Source organism: Mucilaginibacter puniceus (assembly GCF_054783175.1).
Genome location: NZ_BAAGRB010000001.1, coordinates 129,746 through 146,810, shown reverse-complemented (window position 1 = coordinate 146,810; position 17,065 = coordinate 129,746). Strand labels below are relative to the sequence as shown.

Sequence of the window (17,065 nt, the reverse complement as noted above, 5' to 3'; positions counted from 1 at the left end):
ATATTCATATTATTTTGTACTATTTTTGTAGCTAAATCAAAAAAAATAATATGTCGTCATCAGTAGAAACTGCTTACACCAAGTACAAAGTAAAAGATATTTCATTGGCCGAGTGGGGCCGTAAAGAAATTGAATTAGCCGAAGCGGAAATGCCGGGCTTAATGGCGCTTCGTAAAGAGTACGGGCCATCAAAAGCGTTAAAAGGCGCACGTATTGCAGGCTGTCTGCACATGACTATCCAAACCGCTGTTTTAATTGAAACATTAGTTGAGTTAGGTGCCGAAGTTACCTGGTCATCATGTAATATATTTTCAACCCAGGATCATGCTGCTGCTGCTGTTGCCGCTGCAGGTGTATCTGTTTACGCCTGGAAAGGTTTGAGCGAACCTGATTTTGACTGGTGTATTGAGCAAACCTTATTTTTTGGCGAAGACCGCAAACCATTAAACATGATATTGGATGATGGTGGCGATTTAACCAATATGGTTTTTGACCGCTACCCTGAATTGGTTGCCGGCATAAAAGGTTTATCAGAAGAAACTACTACCGGTGTACACCGTTTATATGAGCGCATGAAAAATGGCACTTTGCCAATTCCTGCTATCAATATCAATGACTCGGTTACCAAATCAAAATTTGACAACAAATACGGTTGCCGTGAATCATTAGTTGACGCTATCCGTCGTGCTACTGATGTGATGATGGCCGGTAAAGTTGGTGTTGTTTGCGGTTATGGTGATGTGGGTAAAGGATCTGCAGATTCATTACGTAACGCAGGTGTACGTGTAATTGTAACTGAAATTGACCCTATTTGTGCTTTACAAGCTGCAATGGAAGGTTTTGAAGTTAAAAAATTAAGCACCGCAATTGCCGAGGCTGATATTGTAGTAACCGCTACCGGTAACAAAAACATTGTACGCGAAGAGCATTTCCGTGCATTGAAAGATAAAGCTATTGTTTGTAACATTGGCCACTTTGATAACGAGATTGACATGGCGTGGTTAAATGGCGCTTATGGTAATACCAAAATTGAAATTAAGCCTCAGGTAGATAAATATACCATTAACGGTAAAGATGTTATTGTTTTAGCCGAAGGCCGTTTGGTAAACTTAGGTTGTGCTACTGGCCACCCAAGTTTTGTAATGAGTAACTCGTTCACCAACCAAACTTTAGCACAGTTAGAGCTTTGGGCAAACAGCGATAAATACGAAAACAAAGTTTATACATTACCTAAACACCTGGACGAAAAAGTTGCCCGTTTACACTTAGAAAAAATTGGTGTTGAACTGGAAGTACTTGACCAGGACCAGGCTGAATACATTGGCGTAACTGTTGAAGGTCCGTTTAAACCGGAATACTACCGTTACTAAGCCGAAAGGTTAAAGCATAAAGCTAAAAGGGCTTGATCATCAGATCAGGCCCTTTTTTATTGCTTAATCCACATGAAACTCCATCCTAATAGTTATGGAGCCTGTTTTTTCGCGGTTTGAGGTATTAAATGCCCCGCCATAGCTATAATCTTCATTGGTGTTTTTACCAGTTATTTGAAAAATGCCCATAGTAGCTTTTTTAAGGCTGCCTAAAGAGCTGCCTGCATTTTTAGCAATAGCTTCTGCACGGGCCCTGGCATCAGCACTGGCTTTGCCCAATAGCTCCATTTTAACTTCGGTTAATTTGGTATTATAAAATAATGGCGAAGACGAATTAAACTCAATACCTTTCTCTATCAACTCCGTTGCTTCGCGCGATATTTTATCCACCTTGTCTACATCTGATGATTCAATTTTCACGGTTTGCATCAAATTGTACCCTGTAAAATGTTGCCCGGTGTTGCGTCCGTTTTCGTCAAAGCTCATAGCAAAATCTTTATTAATATTTACTGATGAAAAAGTTATTGCCGAATCATTAATACCCTTTTTATTTAAATAAGCACGTATAGTTCTTTCATCAGCCTTTAATAAAGCGTAAGCGGTTTTCAGGTCCATTGATTTTTGCGAGTAGGTGCCCCGCCATACAATTAAATTACTGCTGAAATCCTTTTCGGCCAAACCGGTAACTACAATTGTTTCCATATTGTTGGCACGCGATCTGTAAGCGTTGCCAATGATGGCGAAGGATATAATGGCGGTAATACCAATAATGGCTGCTGTAATATATGGTCTCATATAAAGTATGTTTTACTTTATGACATACAATTCGCTCAAATGTTTAAAGTAATAATGATATTTGCCTTTAAATACATTTTATGGCCCGTCTGTCCGTCAACATCAATAAAATAGCTACACTGCGTAACTCGCGCGGGGGTAATAACCCCAATTTGGTACAAGTTGCTTTAGATTGCGAGCGTTTTGGTGCCGAGGGGATAACCGTGCACCCAAGGCCGGATGAGAGGCATATCCGTTATCAGGATGTCTTCGACTTAAAAAAAGTAATAACTACCGAGTTTAATATTGAAGGTAATTGCCAGGAACAAAAGTTTATTGACCTGGTACTGGCTAACAAACCCGCACAGGTAACTTTGGTACCAGATGTATTAGGGCAAATCACCTCCAACCACGGCTGGGATACTATTGCTAATCAGGCTTATTTAAAGGATATGATTGCCGTGTTTAAAGAGGCGGGGATACGCGTATCTATATTTGTTGACCCCGACCCTACAATGGTAGAAGCTGCTGCTACAACCGGCACTGATCGTATCGAACTTTATACCGAAGCATATGCGCATCGATATCATCAAAATAAAGAATTAGCTATAGCACCTTATATTAAAGCTGCCGAAGTTGCACAAAGCCTGGGCTTAGGTATAAATGCGGGCCATGACCTTGATTTGCATAACCTTAAATATTTTGCCGAAAACATACCCGGTTTGCAGGAAGTAAGTATAGGGCACGCTTTAATAAGTGATGCTTTGTACTATGGATTAGAAAATACCGTACAACTATATTTGAGACAGTTGGCAGTTTAAAGCATTTATTCAACTATTATAATCTTAGTTGAATAAAAATTGCGATTTTTATAATTGTTACGCATTGTTATTATGAGTTGTAATAAAAACTTATTACTTTAGAGCATTAATGTATTTTATTAATACAACTAATAGGAATAACTTTTTTACTTTAATTTGCGTATAAAGCAAAGTATGACTACTGAAACACGCCCTGTACACATTTTATTAGTTGATGATGATGAAATAAACAACTTTATTTCCATCAAGTTAATTAAAAAAGCATTAGCTAATGCCGAGATATCTGCTTGTCTTAATGGTAAAATTGCTATTGATGAGTTAAGCCAGCTACAAAAAACCGATCCGGACAGATTGCCTGATTTTATTTTGCTGGATATTAATATGCCTATTATGAACGGATGGGAGTTTTTGGATGAATACAAACGCTTAAATATTGACGCTACCGGCAAAAGCAAAATTTATATTATCTCGTCATCTGTATTTAGTAATGATATAAGCAAAGCACGTTCATACCCACTAGTAAAAAACTTTATCTCAAAACCACTAAGTGTCGAAAAAATACGCGAGATGCTGGAAGGTGGTGGTGCTACGCTTTAAGCCTGCGAAACGCTAAAGCTTCCGTCATTATAAGCCACCTTACCTACAGCGGTGGTTTTAGCATGATAAAACAAACAGGTCCAATTTTCATTAGCCGCTATTTTACCATATTCTTCCCTTAACTGCATTGCTTTGCGTCCGTCATAATCATATTTGGCTATAAATTTACGTATCAGCTGTTCCGGTTCGGGCAGTTCATCCCCGCCAAAAAAACATCTGTCACCAACATCTTCCAGCCAAAAAACCTGGTGAAACGGGCAATGTCCGCCTGAAAGCTCGTACTTAATCCCCGGTTTAAACTCGCCCGATCCGTCAACTAAAACCAAACTTTTTAAAGTTTTTAACGCTTCAAATATCTCTACATGGTATGATGATGATTTGCCTGTTAAAGCAAATTCCCATTCCTGGCGCTGAACCACATGCGTAGCATTTGGAAAGCTGGGCTGCAACTTTCCGTTGCGTTCTACCACCAACCCCGCAGAGTGATCATAATGCAGATGCGACATTAAAACCAAAGTAACATCTTCCGGCTCAAACCCGGCATTGCGTATATGCTGATGTAGTAATAATTCGTCGCGGGTATCTTTATAGCCAAGCCCGGTATCAAATAAAATCAGGTCGGTATTGGTTTTAACTAAAAATGGATTTACATGAATAAATAACGAACCCGGCCTGTCTTTAGCATTATCTGTTTGCGGATCAAACGGGATGAATTTTTTTGAACTATCTACCGAGTACGAGCCTTCACCTAAAGCGAAAATTTCCATTTATAATTAATTTGTATTTTACGAGTTAATTACCTGTTATAATAACCCAATAAGTATATTTACTGTTTTAAGCGCTAAAGATATGAATAAACGGTGGTCGATACGAGAAACGGCTGATGATACTACAGTAAATAACCTAGCCGATGCCCTTAATATTGATACCGTTTTAAGCAGCTTATTAGTTCACAGGGGCATTACCACCTATGAAGAGGCGCGGTATTTCTTCCGTCCCGACCATAGACACCTGCATGATCCATTTTTAATGGCTGATATGGAAAAAGCCATCTTACGTATTGAAAAAGCTATAGAAAATGATGAACGGGTTTTGATATATGGCGATTATGACGTAGACGGTACCACCGCGGTAGCTTTAGTTTACAGTTTTTTTAAAAATCATCATGCCAATATTGAATATTATATACCCGATAGATACACTGAAGGCTACGGAATATCAACCCGGGGAATTGACTATGCGGCCAAGCATGGCTTTAACTTAATTATAGCTTTGGATTGCGGCATCAAATCGGTTGATAAAATTGACTATGCCAATACCAAAAATATTGATTTTATTATTTGCGATCACCATACCCCGGGCGATGAACTACCCGCAGCTGTAGCTGTGCTTGATCCTAAACGAGCCGATTGCGAATATCCTTATAAAGAACTATCCGGATGCGGCATTGGCTTTAAACTGGCACAGGCTTTTGCCGAAAAAAATGATATTCCGTTTGAAGAAGTTAGCATTTACTTTGATCTGGCAGCGGTAAGCATTGCCTGCGATATTGTACCCATTACCGGCGAGAACCGCATACTGGCTTACTATGGGCTACAAAAAATAAATACTGATCCTTGCATCGGCATAAAAAAACTAATGGAGGTTGCAGGGCGCACCGGAAATTTCACCATATCAGATATTGTATTTTTATTGGGGCCACGTATTAATGCCGCCGGACGTATTGATGATGCTAAACACGCGGTTGAACTATTAATTGCCTGCACCGAAGAGGCCGCCAACGAAAAAGGCGAACTCATCAACATTAAAAACACCGAACGCAAAGGGCACGACCTACAGATAACCGATGAGGCCCTGAGCATGATTGATAGCGACGATATCTTAATTGGCCGCAAATCAACCGTGGTATATAATGAGAGCTGGCATAAAGGGGTTATTGGCATTGTAGCTTCGCGATTGACGGAGAAATATTACCGCCCAACCATTGTGCTAACAAAATCAAATGGGCATGTAGCAGGCAGCGCGCGCTCGGTTTTAGGATATGACCTTTACGAAGCCCTATGCGGGTGCAGCGACCTGCTGATACAATTTGGAGGGCATAAGTACGCGGCGGGCTTAACTATGCACCCCGAGAATGTACCGGCTTTTATTGATAAGTTTGAAGAGGTGGTTAGTGCTACCATTACCGATGAGCAACTGGTACAACAAATAGCTATTGATGCCGAGATAACATTAAGCCAGATAGAACCAAAATTTTTCAGGATATTAAATCAGTTTGCACCATTTGGACCGGAAAATATGCTGCCTGTTTTCATCACTAAAAATGTGTATGTTAGTGGTAATGCAGGATTGGCTGGAAATAAACACCTTAAAATGGCGGTAATGCAGCCGGGCTCATCAGCCTTTGAATGCATTGCCTTTAACCATGGCGAGTATCTTGATAAAATAAAAAAAGACGTACCTTTTGATATTTGTTATACTATTGAAGAAAATATCTGGAAAGAGAGAAGATCTATCCAATTAAATATAAAAGGAATACGAATGGGGAGTGGTGAGTAGTTAATAGTCAGTAAATTTATACCGATTATTTAACTCACAACTCACCATTGACAATTGATCATATGATTTTAAGAGCAGAGCATTTAGTAAAAAAATATAAGCAGCGTGCGGTTGTAAGTGATGTGTCATTTAATGTATCGCAAGGCGAAATTGTGGGTTTATTGGGGCCAAATGGTGCCGGCAAAACAACTTCGTTTTATATGATAGTTGGCCTGATAAAACCCAACGAAGGCACCATTTATTTAGACGATGAAGATATAACCAGCGACCCAATGTACCGCCGTGCGCAAAAAGGTATAGGGTATTTGGCGCAGGAGGCATCAGTATTCCGTAAACTATCCGTTGAAGATAATATTAAGGCGGTGTTGGAAATGGGAAAAATGACCAAAGTACAACAGGAAGAAAAACTGGAATCATTAATTGATGAATTTAGCCTGCATAAAGTACGCCGCAACCGTGGCGACCTGTTATCAGGTGGTGAGCGCAGGCGTACCGAAATTGCCCGTGCCCTGGCTGCTGAGCCTAATTTTATTTTATTGGATGAGCCATTTGCCGGGGTTGACCCCATAGCGGTTGAAGAGATACAGGCAATGGTGGCCAAATTGCGACACCGCAACATAGGCATATTAATAACAGACCATAATGTGCAGGAAACGCTATCAATTACCGATCGTGCTTACCTGCTTTTTGAAGGTAAAATATTAGAATCGGGCGTACCCGAGGTATTGGCAGAGAACGAGATGGTGCGTAAAGTATACTTAGGTGCCAACTTTGTGCTGAAAAGAAAAACATTTGCTCAATAACCTGTAAATACATGACAATATTTAACTCTGTTTTTACCTGGTTCATGAAAAAGCGTATCCACCAGATAGAGCTTTTTATGAAATACCCGGACGAGGTACAACGAGAGTGGTTTGAGCAATTAATATCATCTGCCGAGGATACCGAATGGGGGCGGAAGTATGATTATAAAAGCATCAGTACCCCGCAACAATTTAAAGAGCGCGTACCGCTGCAAACTTATGATACGCTAAGGCCATACATTGAGCGTATGCTCAAGGGCGAACAGAATGTGCTTTGGCCATCAGAGATCAGGTGGTTTGCCAAATCATCGGGCACAACAAATGACCGCAGTAAGTTTATCCCCGTTAGCGAGGAATCGTTAGAAGAATGCCATTTTAAAGGCGGCAAAGATCTGTTGACCATTTATTTTAATAACCGCCCTGATTCGGGCATGTTTAATGGTAAAATATTAACGCTGGGCGGCAGTCATCAAATAAGCCAGCTAAGTCCTGATACTTCTTTTGGTGATCTTTCTGCCGTGTTGATGAAAAACCTTCCCTTATGGGCCGAGTTGCACCGCACACCTCATTTAGACATAGCCTTGCTTGAAAATTTCGAAGAAAAGATAGAAAAGATGGCTAACATTACTAAAGATGTTAATGTAACCAGCCTAAGCGGGGTACCTACCTGGAACTTATTATTATTTAAACGTATACTGGAAATAACCGGGAAGAATAACTTATTGGAGGTATGGCCAAATTTAGAGTTGTATTTTCATGGCGCAGTAAACTTTACCCCTTATCGCGAGCAGTTTAAAAAATTGATCCCGTGCGATAAGATGTACTATCTGGAAACTTATAATGCATCCGAAGGCTTCTTTGGGATACAGGACCTGGAAGAACCCGGAGATATGTTATTGATGCTTGATTATGGCGTTTATTACGAATTTTTGCCCTTTGAACATTTGCATGAAGAAAACCCGCCTACGCTTAACTTAGATGAAGTGGAACTGGATAAAAATTATGCGCTAATTATAAGTACCAATGCCGGGTTATGGCGCTATTTAATTGGCGATACCATCAGGTTTACTTCATTGGCACCCTATCGCATACAAATAACCGGCCGAACAAAACACTTTATTAATGCCTTTGGCGAGGAATTGATTATTGATAATGCCGAGCGCGCGTTAGATGAAGCTTGCCAGCAAACCGGAGCCGTTATTCGCGATTACACTGCAGCACCTATTTATTTTAACGATAAGGAATGCGGTGCGCACGAATGGATCATTGAATTTGAAAAGAAACCCGCCGAGTTTGACCGCTTTGTGGATTTATTGGATGAAACGCTGCGACGCGTAAATTCTGATTATGACGCCAAGCGCTTTAAAGATATGGCGTTACGCCGCCCGCAAATACAAGTAGCCCCAAAAGGCACTTTTTTTAACTGGATGAAGAATAAAGGTAAATTAGGTGGCCAGCATAAAGTACCGCGCCTGGCCAATAATCGTGAATATGTAGATAGCATTTTGAAGATGATGGAGTTGGTAAGTTAAATAAACAAATTGCCCCTGACACTTGTAGCACTATTACTTGCCATTACGTATTACCATAAAAGCAATGAAAAACATTTTATTTATTTTCTTACTATCGCTAACTATTATTGGCTGCAAAAAAAATGGCGTACAACCCAAAGGCTATGTTGGCACCTGGGAAATGCTACAGCAATCAGGCACTATTACGGGTGCTACTACCACGTTTCCTACCGGGGAGGGCAATCTGCTGGTACTAAATTTAGATAGCACTTATCAACGATACTCTAAATTCCAGTTTATAAGCAAGGGCACTTTTAAAATTGTAAAAAACGGCGTTAACTGGGCAAACAATACCTATGATGCCCTATATTTTGACCAAAATACCCATGCTGATTTTATTTTTATTGACGGCAACCAACTAACTATAGGCAATACCTTTCCAGATGGGGTGATAACGCTTTATGAAAGGCGGAACTAAATTAATCTTCATCAAATAAAGCGTTTGATGCTATCCTATAAATGTGCACATTAGGCGCCTTGCCCGTTATCTCTTTTATTTTTCCTATTTCCTCTGCGCTGCTAAACCTATCATAATAGGTTAGTTTAATATCACCTACTGATTTTAATTTACCATTTAATTCGCCGCTAAACCTATCATAATAAGTTATATTGATTTGACCCACAGATTTGATCTGGCCAGTATTATCAAACCCGTCAAACTGGTCGTTGTAAGTAATGGTAGTGCCACCAATGGATTTGACTTTGCCAAACTGTATCTTATTATCAAACCTATCATAATAAGTTATGGTAATATTACCTACAGATTTCACTTTCCCAATATTATCAAATCCATCAAATTTATCGTAATAATTTACCACAACATCATTAATGGTTTTTATCTTCCCTTGTTTTGCCTCACCGTCAAATTTGGTATAATAGGTGATATATGACCAATCGTCGTTTATAAAAAGTCTGCCTTTTAAATTGATAGAAACATCGGCATTTTTAAGCGGAAGGTCCAGGGTGCGGATAGATGCCTTATAATTAGAAACTAATAAGTTTATAACAGGTAAGCTTTGTGCCCGGCTTGATAATGCTATGCTGATAAATGAAAAAACTAATAAACCGCGTTTAAGCATAAAAAACAGATTTGTGACAAGTGCAACAAGCCTATTAAAGCCGCTACATTTTTAGGAGTGTAATAATAATTAAAGGTTTAATAGAGGAATTAACTATTTACGGCTTTCCAAATTTTTACCGCTTCTACCGCCTCTTTAACATCATGTACCCGTAATATATTAACCCCTTTGGTTAAGGCTATAGTATTTAATGCGGTTGTTCCGTTTAAGGCCCCAATAGCAGTAACGCCTAATAAACCTTGTATCATTTTTTTGCGGGATACTCCAACAAGTATGGGTAAACCTAATGGTTCAAACTCGTGCAAACGGCTCATTAACGTGTAGCCATGTTCGGGCTTTTTGGCAAAACCAAAACCAGGGTCGATAATAACATCCTTTGCGCCCAATTGCTTTAACTGGTAGTATCGCGAAACAAAATAATCGTATACCTCACCAAACACATCTTCATAATCAGCCAGCTGTTGCATGTTTTTAGGATTGCCTTTCATGTGCATTAATATATAAGGCACTTGCAAACGGGCAACCGTGGCAAACATAGCCGCATCCAATTGCCCGCCGGATATATCATTAATAATGTGTGCCCCTGCTTTAATGGCAACTTCGGCAACCGATGAACGAAAAGTATCAATGGATAAAATTGCGTCCGGGTATTTGGCAACAATAGCTTCCACAACGGGCAATAATCTGTCGGTTTCTTCCTGTACAGATATATCATCAGCTCCGGGACGGGACGAATATGCGCCAAGATCCAAAAACGCAGCGCCTTCTGCCAGCATTTTACCCGCTTGTTGTACCGCGTCATCAACCGAAGGTTTACGGCTTCCGTCATAAAAAGAGTCGGGTGTAAGATTGATCACCCCCATCACTTTTGGTGTGGATAGATCGAGCAATTTGCCAGCCACGTTCAGCGTTACCTTTTTATTAAAAACTGTATATTTAGCCATTGTTTATATAGCGCTAAGTTACGGCTTAGCCTATTACAATCTCACAATTCAACAATAATAAATTGAACAATACATCAGCAGAATACGAAGCGGTAATTAATGTTTGTAAGGGCCTTTTCATGAAAAAGACCTATGATTATGGTACAGCATGGCGCATTTTACGACCCGAATCAATAACCGACCAACTTTTTATTAAAGCGCAGCGCATCCGTACACTTGAAGAAAAAAAGGTATCAAAAGTGGGTGAGGATATCACCGGCGAATATATTGGCATTGTAAACTATTGCGTTATAGCTATGATGCAACTGGATTGCGGGCCCGATACCCCCGTGGAGTTGCAACCCGAAGCGGTAAGTAAAATGTTTGATGATTATGTTACTGAAACCAAGGACCTGATGTTTGCCAAAAATCATGATTATGGCGAGGCATGGCGGGATATGCGTATCAGCTCATTAACTGACCTGATATTGATGAAGATATTAAGAGTAAAGCAAATTGAAGATAACAAGGGCCAAACCCTGGCATCCGAAGGCATAAAAGCCAACTACCAGGACATGTTAAACTATGCGGTATTTGCGCTAATTAAATTAGATGTAAAATGAAGAACGGCTTAATATGGTTTTGCAGGATAGCGGTAGGTTTACTATTTATATTCTCGGGCCTTATAAAAATCAATGACCCGCTTGGCTTCTCCTATAAACTGGAAGAATATTTTGAAGTATTCCATATCACTTTTTTAAATGGTTTTGCCGTGTGGATAGCTATTATCCTTTGCGCATTGGAGATCATTTTAGGCTTTGCTTTATTAATAGGCGTACGCGTCAAACAGGTAGCCTGGGGATTATTACTGTTAATTATCTTCTTTTCATTCCTGACATTTTACTCGGCCTATTTTAAAGTAGTGCAAACCTGCGGATGCTTTGGCGATGCTATACCATTAACACCATGGCAATCCTTTAGTAAGGATCTGGTTTTACTATTGCTGATAGTGATACTGTTTATTAATCGCAACGTTATCAAGCCATTGTTTAATGCTAAAACCGGCGACCAGCTTTTAAAAGCGTCAGTAGTAGTTTCATTTGGTTTTGGGCTATACACCTACAATTTTTTACCGGTGATAGACTTTCTGCCTTATAAAATAGGTAATAATATTTTAGATGAAATGAAAACCCCGCCCGGTGCCAAACCTGATGAATATGAGGTGACTTATAGCCTGCAAAACAAAAAAACATCGGCCACCAAAACCATGACCGATAAGGAATATTTGAAAACCGAAATCTGGAAAGATAATAACTGGGAAATTGTGGGTAACCCCGAAAGTAAGCTGATCAAAAAAGGTTTCACGCCCAAAATTACCGACCTTAACATACAGGACGCACAAGGCAATAACTACACGCAGGAACTTTTATCAAGCCCTTATTACCAGTTATATATTGTGGCATATAATTTAAAGGAAACCAATAGTCAGGCCATAAATCGTATTAATGCCTTAGCAGCAAACCTGATCCAGAATTATAATGTGCGTACCATATTTTTAACCTCAAACTCGCCTGCTGATGCTGCGGCATTTGCTAAAGACCATCGTTTAATAAGCGAAATATTTTATGCAGATGGCGTACCGTTAAAAAGCATGGTAAGGGCAAACCCGGGGCTGCTACTTATTAAAAACGGAACAGTTATTAATAAGTGGCATTACCACAATATGCCCAAGTATGACACTTTGGTAAAAGAATACCTGGCCAAATAATATGCTGAAATACCTTACCCGCAAATTACTTTATGGCCTGGCAGTTATGCTGGGTGTAGTGGTTGTGGTGTTTTTCATGTTCAATATTTTACCAGTTGACCCTGCCCGCATGACACAGGGCCAACGTGCCGATGTACAATCATTACAGGCGGTACGCGTAGAGTTTGGGCTGGACAAACCTATCCCCATACAGTTTGCCTATTATATGAATGACCTGTCGCCAATTGGTATTCATTTAAATACTGTTACCGAGCAGCAACGGTATGGGTACGTAAAATTATTCCCGGTATCAGCACAAAAAGTTATCGCTTTAAAATGGCCCTATCTAAGGCGCTCCTACCAAACCAGTAAAGATGTAATGGGTTTGTTGATGGAAGTTGTTCCCAATACCCTGATATTGGCTTTAACGGCCATGCTGTTTGCCATTATTATTGGGGTGTTTTTAGGCGTAGTAAGCGCCGTTAATCAAAACACCTGGATAGATAAACTGGCAGTAGCTTTTTCTACCCTGGGGATATCGGCACCATCTTTTTTTGCAGGGATAATTATTGCCTGGCTTTTTGGCTTTTTATGGAGCGATATTACCGGGCTAAACATGTCGGGCAGTTTGTATAGTTATGACCCTTTTAAGGGCGAGGTAATGACCTGGAAAAATTTAATACTGCCTATGATCACGTTAGGACTACGCCCGCTGGCAATTATTGTACAGCTTACCCGCAATGCCATGCTGGATGTTTTGGGCCAAGACTACATCCGCACCGCCAAAGCCAAAGGATTAAGCCATAATGCTATCATCTATCGCCACGCGTTAAAAAACGCCTTAAACCCGGTTATTACTGCTGTAGCCAATTGGTTTGCTTCGCTAATGGCAGGATCATTTTTTGTAGAGTATGTGTTTGGCTATAATGGCTTGGGTAAGGCTACGGTTAATGCGTTGGAGATGTCGGACTTCCCGGTAATAATGGGCTCTATTTTGTTTATAGCTTTTATTTTTGTGGTGATCAATATTATAACGGATGTTGTTTATGTTTGGGCAGATCCACGGGTAAAACTGAACTGATTTGATATGAAGATTTTTTTGATAGGGTTTATGGGTTGCGGCAAAACTACATGGAGCCGCAAACTGGCTGCACATTTAGGGTATGAATTTATTGACCTTGACCATCTTTTACAGGATAAAGTAGGCACAACCATTGCCGAATATTTTGCAGCCCATGGCGAAGATTCTTTCCGCCAACTGGAATCATCATTATTAAAAGAAACTGACTATCCCGAAAATACCATCGTATCAACCGGTGGAGGCTTACCTTGCTTTTTTGACAACCTGCAATGGATGAATGCCAACGGTAAAACTTTATATATCAAACTAAGCCCAAAAACTCTGGCCGAGCGTTTGGAAAATTCCAAAACCGTGCGCCCCGTGCTGCAAGGCAAAAAAGGCGATGAATTGGTAGCCTTTATTGCCGAGAAGCTGGCCGAGCGCGAAGGTTATTATTTACAGGCTACTCATAGTGTTAGCGGCATTGACCTATCGGTTGAGAAAATGGTGGAAGCGCTTAAGGACTAAAATACTCAATTTAAGAAATGATCGCGATGAGATTGCTTCGCTTGATAATGACAAGTTGATTCTACAACTCGCAACCTGTTGATATTAAGGCAAATGTTAACAAATAAATCACACTAAGTTGATGTTAATATGGTGCGTTATGCTTTATCTTTAGTAAACCCATTCAAGGTTTGTGTAAGATTAACTTAAAACTGCTATATGACATGGAGAAAATTTAGCGGCGAGGTTATCCAATCGCCCATTATTGAAGAGGTTGAGCAAGCTATTGAGCGCGAAAGCCTATTAGGCAACAAGCTTAAAGTTTGCATCGGCACTGACTCGCAAGTAAAAGGAAACATCACTGATTTTGCAACCGTAATTGTTTTTCTGCGCGAGCAGCGTGGCGGTTTTATGTTCATTCACCAGGAACGTACATCGCAAAAAATGAGCATTAAAGAGCGTATGTTGAGCGAAGTTCAAAAATCCATTGAGATCGCTTATACGCTTTGCGATTTGCTGGATTTGTATGATGTTGACCTGGAAGTGCACGCGGACATTAATACTAATCCCCAATTTAAATCAAACCAGGCTTTGCATGAAGCAATGGGTTATATTTTAAGTATGGGCTTTGTTTTTAAAGCTAAGCCGGAGGCTTTTGCCAGTTCATATTGTGCCAATAAGATAGTGCAGTAACCTTATTAATAACACGCTGTGAAGATTGTTTAAAACAATCCCGCCTTATGTGTATTATTACTAAGTGAAAACTTACCATCTAAATTTCGAGCAAAAGCTCCCTATTCCCCTTGCCGAGGCCTGGGATTTTTTTTCTTCTCCGCTTAATCTTGCTAAAATAACACCGCCTCAAATGAAGTTTAAAGTTACTTCATCTTATGATGCCAATACTAAAATATATCCGGGCATGGTTATTACCTATAAGGTTTCGCCTTTGTTAGGAATTAAAATGAACTGGATGACAGAAATAACACATGTAAAGGACCGGGAATATTTTGTAGACGACCAACGTGTTGGCCCGTATGCTATATGGCACCATGAGCATCATTTTGAGCAGATAAAAGGTGGTGTTAAAATGACGGATAAATTAACCTATGCTGTCCCATATGGGATAATCGGGCGATTGGCCAACAAACTTTTAGTAGCAAAAGAGGTGCAAAAAATATTTACATATCGGGAAAAAGCTATTAACGACCTGTTTGGCGTTTACAAAGACAAATAGGCCGATCCTTGTACAACGCCCCTATCGGCTATACGCTTATCTATGTAATACTGTATCTCTGATTTTTTGAGCAGCCAGTTTGGGGCTATCAATAATTCCCTATCTGATAAGCCAAATAAGCGTTGTATCACTATATCCGGCCGCACCAGTGGCAAAAACTCGCATAAAAAATCAGTGTACTCATCAAGCGTAAAAACTTTAAACGGCTCGCGTTTATATTTTACACCCATAACTGACCCTTCAACAATATGCAGGTGATGAAACTTTACAAACTTAATTTGAGGGAAACGGTTAATTTCATCAGCATAGCGCAGCATCATTTCGTGCGTCTCCCATGGGAAACCAAATATGGTATGTACACACACATCTAACTTGCTATTTTTAACCAGATCAAGTGCAGATATCAACTCCTCGTGCGAACAGCCACGGTTTATCTGGCCCAGGGTATCGTTATAAATAGATTCCATGCCCATTTCAAGGTCCACGTCAAACCTGTCTGTGTAGCTCTCTAAAAGGGCCACCTTTTCTGCATCAATACAATCAGGTCGGGTGCCTACTGATAGGCCCACAATATCTTCAGTACCGTAGCTTAAAGCCTCGTCATACATCATTTTTAAATAATGTGCCGGGGCATAAGTATTGGTATTTGGCTGGAAGTAAATAATAAATTTATCAGCACGGTTACCTTTGCGGGCACGTTCCATTCCCTGTATTACCTGCTCACGTATGGATGGATTATTACGGGATACAGACGGTGTAAACGAATCTACATTACAGTAAGTGCATCCGCCAAAACCTTTTGAACCATCTCGGTTAGGGCAGGTAAACCCTCCATCAATAATAACTTTAAATACACGTTGCCCATTGTACTTTTCGCGCAACCATGCCCCGTAATTATTATAATTCTTAAACCCTTCTTTAACCGCTGTATCTGTAATTTGCATTGCTGCAAAGATACAAATTATTGGCTATGCACATTTTGTGGTGTTAATGTCAAAAAAAAGCCAACAAATACTTCGCAATATGCGTTAAAACACCTATTTAAACCTATTACTAAAAAAAATGCTTAAATACCACATTTTTATTTAGTAAATTAAATTTATTATATTTACTTATGCAATTAATGTATTGTAAATTACAGTAGCATGGCGGCAGAGAAGATAACAGTATTATACGTTGATGATGAGGAAAATAACTTATTTTCCTTTAAGGCTACTTTTCGCATAAAATATAATGTATTAACAGCAATCAGCGGTGACGAAGCTTTAAAGATATTAGAAACCAAAAAGGTTCATATTATAGTTACCGACCAACGCATGCCCGAAATGACCGGCGTTGAATTTTTAGAAAAAGTACTGGAAAAATACACCGACCCGATGCGCATACTTTTAACAGGATATGCAGATATGGGCGCTGTTGTTGATGCGGTTAATAAAGGCAAAATTTTTCATTACCTGGCTAAACCGTGGAATGAGGAAGAACTTGATTTAACCATAAACCGCGCGTACGAGAAGTACCTGGAAAAAATTGAGTTGAAAGACATGAACGAAAAGCTGGCAGGCTCAAATGATCAGCTGGAGTTTTTACTTCGTCAAAGACTACTTTCGTAACCTATTCACCTTTAATTTTCATTAAAAGCGCCAGCAGTTTTTCGCGGGTAAAGGGCTTTTCTATCATGCTTATGACCGTATCATAGCTTAGTATGCGGTAGATATCGTTTGCATTTTTGCTGGATGATAAAATATGTATCTGATATTTCTTTTTAATATCTAACGGAAATTTTTCAAACTCATCAACAAACTGAAAGCCGTTCATAATAGGCATTCGCAGATCAAGCAAAATTATGGTTAATGGCATATCGCGGTTATCAAAATCTGCACGTATCTGGTCAATTACGTCGCGTCCGTTCAGACAACTCTTTACCTGTAAGCTTTTATCAGTATGCTCAATAATTTTACGAGCAACAAAACAATCTAATTCACTGTCATCAATAACTATAAATGATAGTTCCATTATTTTA

The 17,065-nt window shown here is 39.7% G+C and carries 20 protein-coding genes; 14 read left to right on the top strand and 6 right to left on the bottom strand.

Annotation, left to right across the window (positions count from 1 at the left end; translation table 11 throughout):
• Positions 1-50: 50 nt before the first annotated feature.
• Positions 51-1,370: an adenosylhomocysteinase gene (gene ahcY / locus ACYVJ6_RS00675; protein WP_460692122.1), complete on the top strand. Its 1,320-nt coding sequence runs from the start codon at positions 51-53 to the stop codon at positions 1,368-1,370.
• Positions 1,371-1,433: 63 nt separating this feature from the next.
• Here ahcY and ACYVJ6_RS00670 read toward each other — a convergent pair whose 3' ends face one another.
• Positions 1,434-2,165: an SIMPL domain-containing protein gene (locus ACYVJ6_RS00670; RefSeq protein ID WP_460692121.1), complete on the bottom strand. Its 732-nt coding sequence runs from the start codon at positions 2,163-2,165 to the stop codon at positions 1,434-1,436.
• An 80-nt stretch (positions 2,166-2,245) separates the two neighbouring features.
• Here ACYVJ6_RS00670 and ACYVJ6_RS00665 point away from each other — a divergent pair, with 80 nt between their 5' ends.
• Positions 2,246-2,965, top strand: a complete 720-nt coding sequence (locus ACYVJ6_RS00665) for a pyridoxine 5'-phosphate synthase (RefSeq protein ID WP_460692120.1) — start codon at positions 2,246-2,248, stop codon at positions 2,963-2,965.
• A 174-nt stretch (positions 2,966-3,139) separates the two neighbouring features.
• Entirely contained in the window at positions 3,140-3,562 is a 423-nt protein-coding gene (locus ACYVJ6_RS00660; RefSeq protein WP_460692119.1) for a response regulator, read from the top strand.
• On the opposite strand, the gene ACYVJ6_RS00655 is transcribed toward ACYVJ6_RS00660, so the two are convergent.
• Positions 3,559-4,329 (bottom strand): MBL fold metallo-hydrolase, encoded by a 771-nt coding sequence (locus tag ACYVJ6_RS00655; protein ID WP_460692118.1) that lies wholly within the window; start codon positions 4,327-4,329, stop codon positions 3,559-3,561. The genes ACYVJ6_RS00660 and ACYVJ6_RS00655 overlap by 4 nt on opposite strands.
• Before the next feature lie 82 nt (positions 4,330-4,411).
• Here ACYVJ6_RS00655 and recJ point away from each other — a divergent pair, with 82 nt between their 5' ends.
• The 4 genes from recJ to ACYVJ6_RS00635 all read left to right on the top strand — a co-directional run bounded on the left by recJ (position 4,412) and on the right by ACYVJ6_RS00635 (position 8,913).
• A complete protein-coding gene (gene recJ, locus ACYVJ6_RS00650; protein ID WP_460692117.1) occupies positions 4,412-6,121 on the top strand; it encodes a single-stranded-DNA-specific exonuclease RecJ in 1,710 nt (569 codons plus the stop codon).
• Positions 6,122-6,183: 62 nt separating this feature from the next.
• Entirely contained in the window at positions 6,184-6,924 is a 741-nt protein-coding gene (gene lptB / locus ACYVJ6_RS00645) for an LPS export ABC transporter ATP-binding protein (protein ID WP_460692116.1), read from the top strand.
• Between the two features lie 11 nt (positions 6,925-6,935).
• Positions 6,936-8,456 carry a GH3 auxin-responsive promoter family protein gene (locus ACYVJ6_RS00640; RefSeq protein ID WP_460692115.1) on the top strand — a complete coding sequence of 507 codons (1,521 nt, stop codon included), beginning with the start codon at positions 6,936-6,938 and terminating at the stop codon, positions 8,454-8,456.
• A gap of 64 nt (positions 8,457-8,520) precedes the next feature.
• Positions 8,521-8,913: a hypothetical protein gene (locus ACYVJ6_RS00635; RefSeq protein ID WP_460692114.1), complete on the top strand. Its 393-nt coding sequence runs from the start codon at positions 8,521-8,523 to the stop codon at positions 8,911-8,913.
• A 1-nt stretch (position 8,914) separates the two neighbouring features.
• Here ACYVJ6_RS00635 and ACYVJ6_RS00630 read toward each other — a convergent pair whose 3' ends face one another.
• Both ACYVJ6_RS00630 and folP read right to left on the bottom strand, forming a co-directional pair.
• Entirely contained in the window at positions 8,915-9,574 is a 660-nt protein-coding gene (locus tag ACYVJ6_RS00630; RefSeq protein ID WP_460692113.1) for a hypothetical protein, read from the bottom strand.
• Between the two features lie 89 nt (positions 9,575-9,663).
• Positions 9,664-10,518 (bottom strand): dihydropteroate synthase, encoded by an 855-nt coding sequence (folP, locus tag ACYVJ6_RS00625; RefSeq protein WP_460692112.1) that lies wholly within the window; start codon positions 10,516-10,518, stop codon positions 9,664-9,666.
• 119 nt (positions 10,519-10,637) lie between these two features.
• Between folP and ACYVJ6_RS00620 the strand changes: the two genes are divergently transcribed.
• From ACYVJ6_RS00620 to ACYVJ6_RS00595, 6 genes are all read left to right on the top strand, one after another.
• Positions 10,638-11,120 (top strand): DUF1599 domain-containing protein, encoded by a 483-nt coding sequence (locus tag ACYVJ6_RS00620; protein ID WP_460693288.1) that lies wholly within the window; start codon positions 10,638-10,640, stop codon positions 11,118-11,120.
• Positions 11,117-12,265: a BT_3928 family protein gene (locus tag ACYVJ6_RS00615; protein ID WP_460692111.1), complete on the top strand. Its 1,149-nt coding sequence runs from the start codon at positions 11,117-11,119 to the stop codon at positions 12,263-12,265. The genes ACYVJ6_RS00620 and ACYVJ6_RS00615 overlap by 4 nt, the downstream gene beginning before the upstream one ends.
• Before the next feature lies 1 nt (position 12,266).
• Entirely contained in the window at positions 12,267-13,325 is a 1,059-nt protein-coding gene (locus ACYVJ6_RS00610) for an ABC transporter permease (RefSeq protein ID WP_460692110.1), read from the top strand.
• A gap of 6 nt (positions 13,326-13,331) precedes the next feature.
• Positions 13,332-13,832 carry a shikimate kinase gene (locus ACYVJ6_RS00605; RefSeq protein ID WP_460692109.1) on the top strand — a complete coding sequence of 167 codons (501 nt, stop codon included), beginning with the start codon at positions 13,332-13,334 and terminating at the stop codon, positions 13,830-13,832.
• A 198-nt stretch (positions 13,833-14,030) separates the two neighbouring features.
• Positions 14,031-14,504 (top strand): ribonuclease H-like YkuK family protein, encoded by a 474-nt coding sequence (locus ACYVJ6_RS00600; RefSeq protein WP_460692108.1) that lies wholly within the window; start codon positions 14,031-14,033, stop codon positions 14,502-14,504.
• 64 nt (positions 14,505-14,568) lie between these two features.
• A complete protein-coding gene (locus ACYVJ6_RS00595) occupies positions 14,569-15,045 on the top strand; it encodes an SRPBCC family protein (protein ID WP_460692107.1) in 477 nt (158 codons plus the stop codon).
• Here the strand turns inward: ACYVJ6_RS00595 and mnmL are convergent.
• A complete protein-coding gene (gene mnmL, locus ACYVJ6_RS00590; RefSeq protein WP_460692106.1) occupies positions 15,030-15,989 on the bottom strand; it encodes a tRNA modification radical SAM protein MnmL/YtqA in 960 nt (319 codons plus the stop codon). The two genes, ACYVJ6_RS00595 and mnmL, sit on opposite strands and share 16 nt — an antisense overlap.
• 201 nt (positions 15,990-16,190) lie before the next feature.
• Between mnmL and ACYVJ6_RS00585 the strand changes: the two genes are divergently transcribed.
• Positions 16,191-16,655 (top strand): response regulator, encoded by a 465-nt coding sequence (locus ACYVJ6_RS00585; protein ID WP_460692105.1) that lies wholly within the window; start codon positions 16,191-16,193, stop codon positions 16,653-16,655.
• Between the two features lies 1 nt (position 16,656).
• Here ACYVJ6_RS00585 and ACYVJ6_RS00580 read toward each other — a convergent pair whose 3' ends face one another.
• Positions 16,657-17,058: a response regulator gene (locus tag ACYVJ6_RS00580; RefSeq protein WP_460692104.1), complete on the bottom strand. Its 402-nt coding sequence runs from the start codon at positions 17,056-17,058 to the stop codon at positions 16,657-16,659.
• Between the last annotated feature and the right edge of the window lie 7 nt (positions 17,059-17,065).

Excerpts from the sequence above, each read along its gene's own strand:
- ahcY (WP_460692122.1), top strand. The coding sequence starts at position 51 with ATGTCGTCATCAGTAGAAACTGCTTACACCAAGTACAAAGTAAAAGAT.
- ACYVJ6_RS00670 (WP_460692121.1), bottom strand. The coding sequence starts at position 2,165 with ATGAGACCATATATTACAGCAGCCATTATTGGTATTACCGCCATTATA.
- ACYVJ6_RS00665 (WP_460692120.1), top strand. The coding sequence starts at position 2,246 with ATGGCCCGTCTGTCCGTCAACATCAATAAAATAGCTACACTGCGTAAC.
- ACYVJ6_RS00660 (WP_460692119.1), top strand. The coding sequence starts at position 3,140 with ATGACTACTGAAACACGCCCTGTACACATTTTATTAGTTGATGATGAT.
- ACYVJ6_RS00655 (WP_460692118.1), bottom strand. The coding sequence starts at position 4,329 with ATGGAAATTTTCGCTTTAGGTGAAGGCTCGTACTCGGTAGATAGTTCA.
- recJ (WP_460692117.1), top strand. The coding sequence starts at position 4,412 with ATGAATAAACGGTGGTCGATACGAGAAACGGCTGATGATACTACAGTA.
- lptB (WP_460692116.1), top strand. The coding sequence starts at position 6,184 with ATGATTTTAAGAGCAGAGCATTTAGTAAAAAAATATAAGCAGCGTGCG.
- ACYVJ6_RS00640 (WP_460692115.1), top strand. The coding sequence starts at position 6,936 with ATGACAATATTTAACTCTGTTTTTACCTGGTTCATGAAAAAGCGTATC.
- ACYVJ6_RS00635 (WP_460692114.1), top strand. The coding sequence starts at position 8,521 with ATGAAAAACATTTTATTTATTTTCTTACTATCGCTAACTATTATTGGC.
- ACYVJ6_RS00630 (WP_460692113.1), bottom strand. The coding sequence starts at position 9,574 with ATGCTTAAACGCGGTTTATTAGTTTTTTCATTTATCAGCATAGCATTA.
- folP (WP_460692112.1), bottom strand. The coding sequence starts at position 10,518 with ATGGCTAAATATACAGTTTTTAATAAAAAGGTAACGCTGAACGTGGCT.
- ACYVJ6_RS00620 (WP_460693288.1), top strand. The coding sequence starts at position 10,638 with ATGAAAAAGACCTATGATTATGGTACAGCATGGCGCATTTTACGACCC.
- ACYVJ6_RS00615 (WP_460692111.1), top strand. The coding sequence starts at position 11,117 with ATGAAGAACGGCTTAATATGGTTTTGCAGGATAGCGGTAGGTTTACTA.
- ACYVJ6_RS00610 (WP_460692110.1), top strand. The coding sequence starts at position 12,267 with ATGCTGAAATACCTTACCCGCAAATTACTTTATGGCCTGGCAGTTATG.
- ACYVJ6_RS00605 (WP_460692109.1), top strand. The coding sequence starts at position 13,332 with ATGAAGATTTTTTTGATAGGGTTTATGGGTTGCGGCAAAACTACATGG.
- ACYVJ6_RS00600 (WP_460692108.1), top strand. The coding sequence starts at position 14,031 with ATGACATGGAGAAAATTTAGCGGCGAGGTTATCCAATCGCCCATTATT.
- mnmL (WP_460692106.1), bottom strand. The coding sequence starts at position 15,989 with ATGCAAATTACAGATACAGCGGTTAAAGAAGGGTTTAAGAATTATAAT.
- ACYVJ6_RS00585 (WP_460692105.1), top strand. The coding sequence starts at position 16,191 with ATGGCGGCAGAGAAGATAACAGTATTATACGTTGATGATGAGGAAAAT.
- ACYVJ6_RS00580 (WP_460692104.1), bottom strand. The coding sequence starts at position 17,058 with ATGGAACTATCATTTATAGTTATTGATGACAGTGAATTAGATTGTTTT.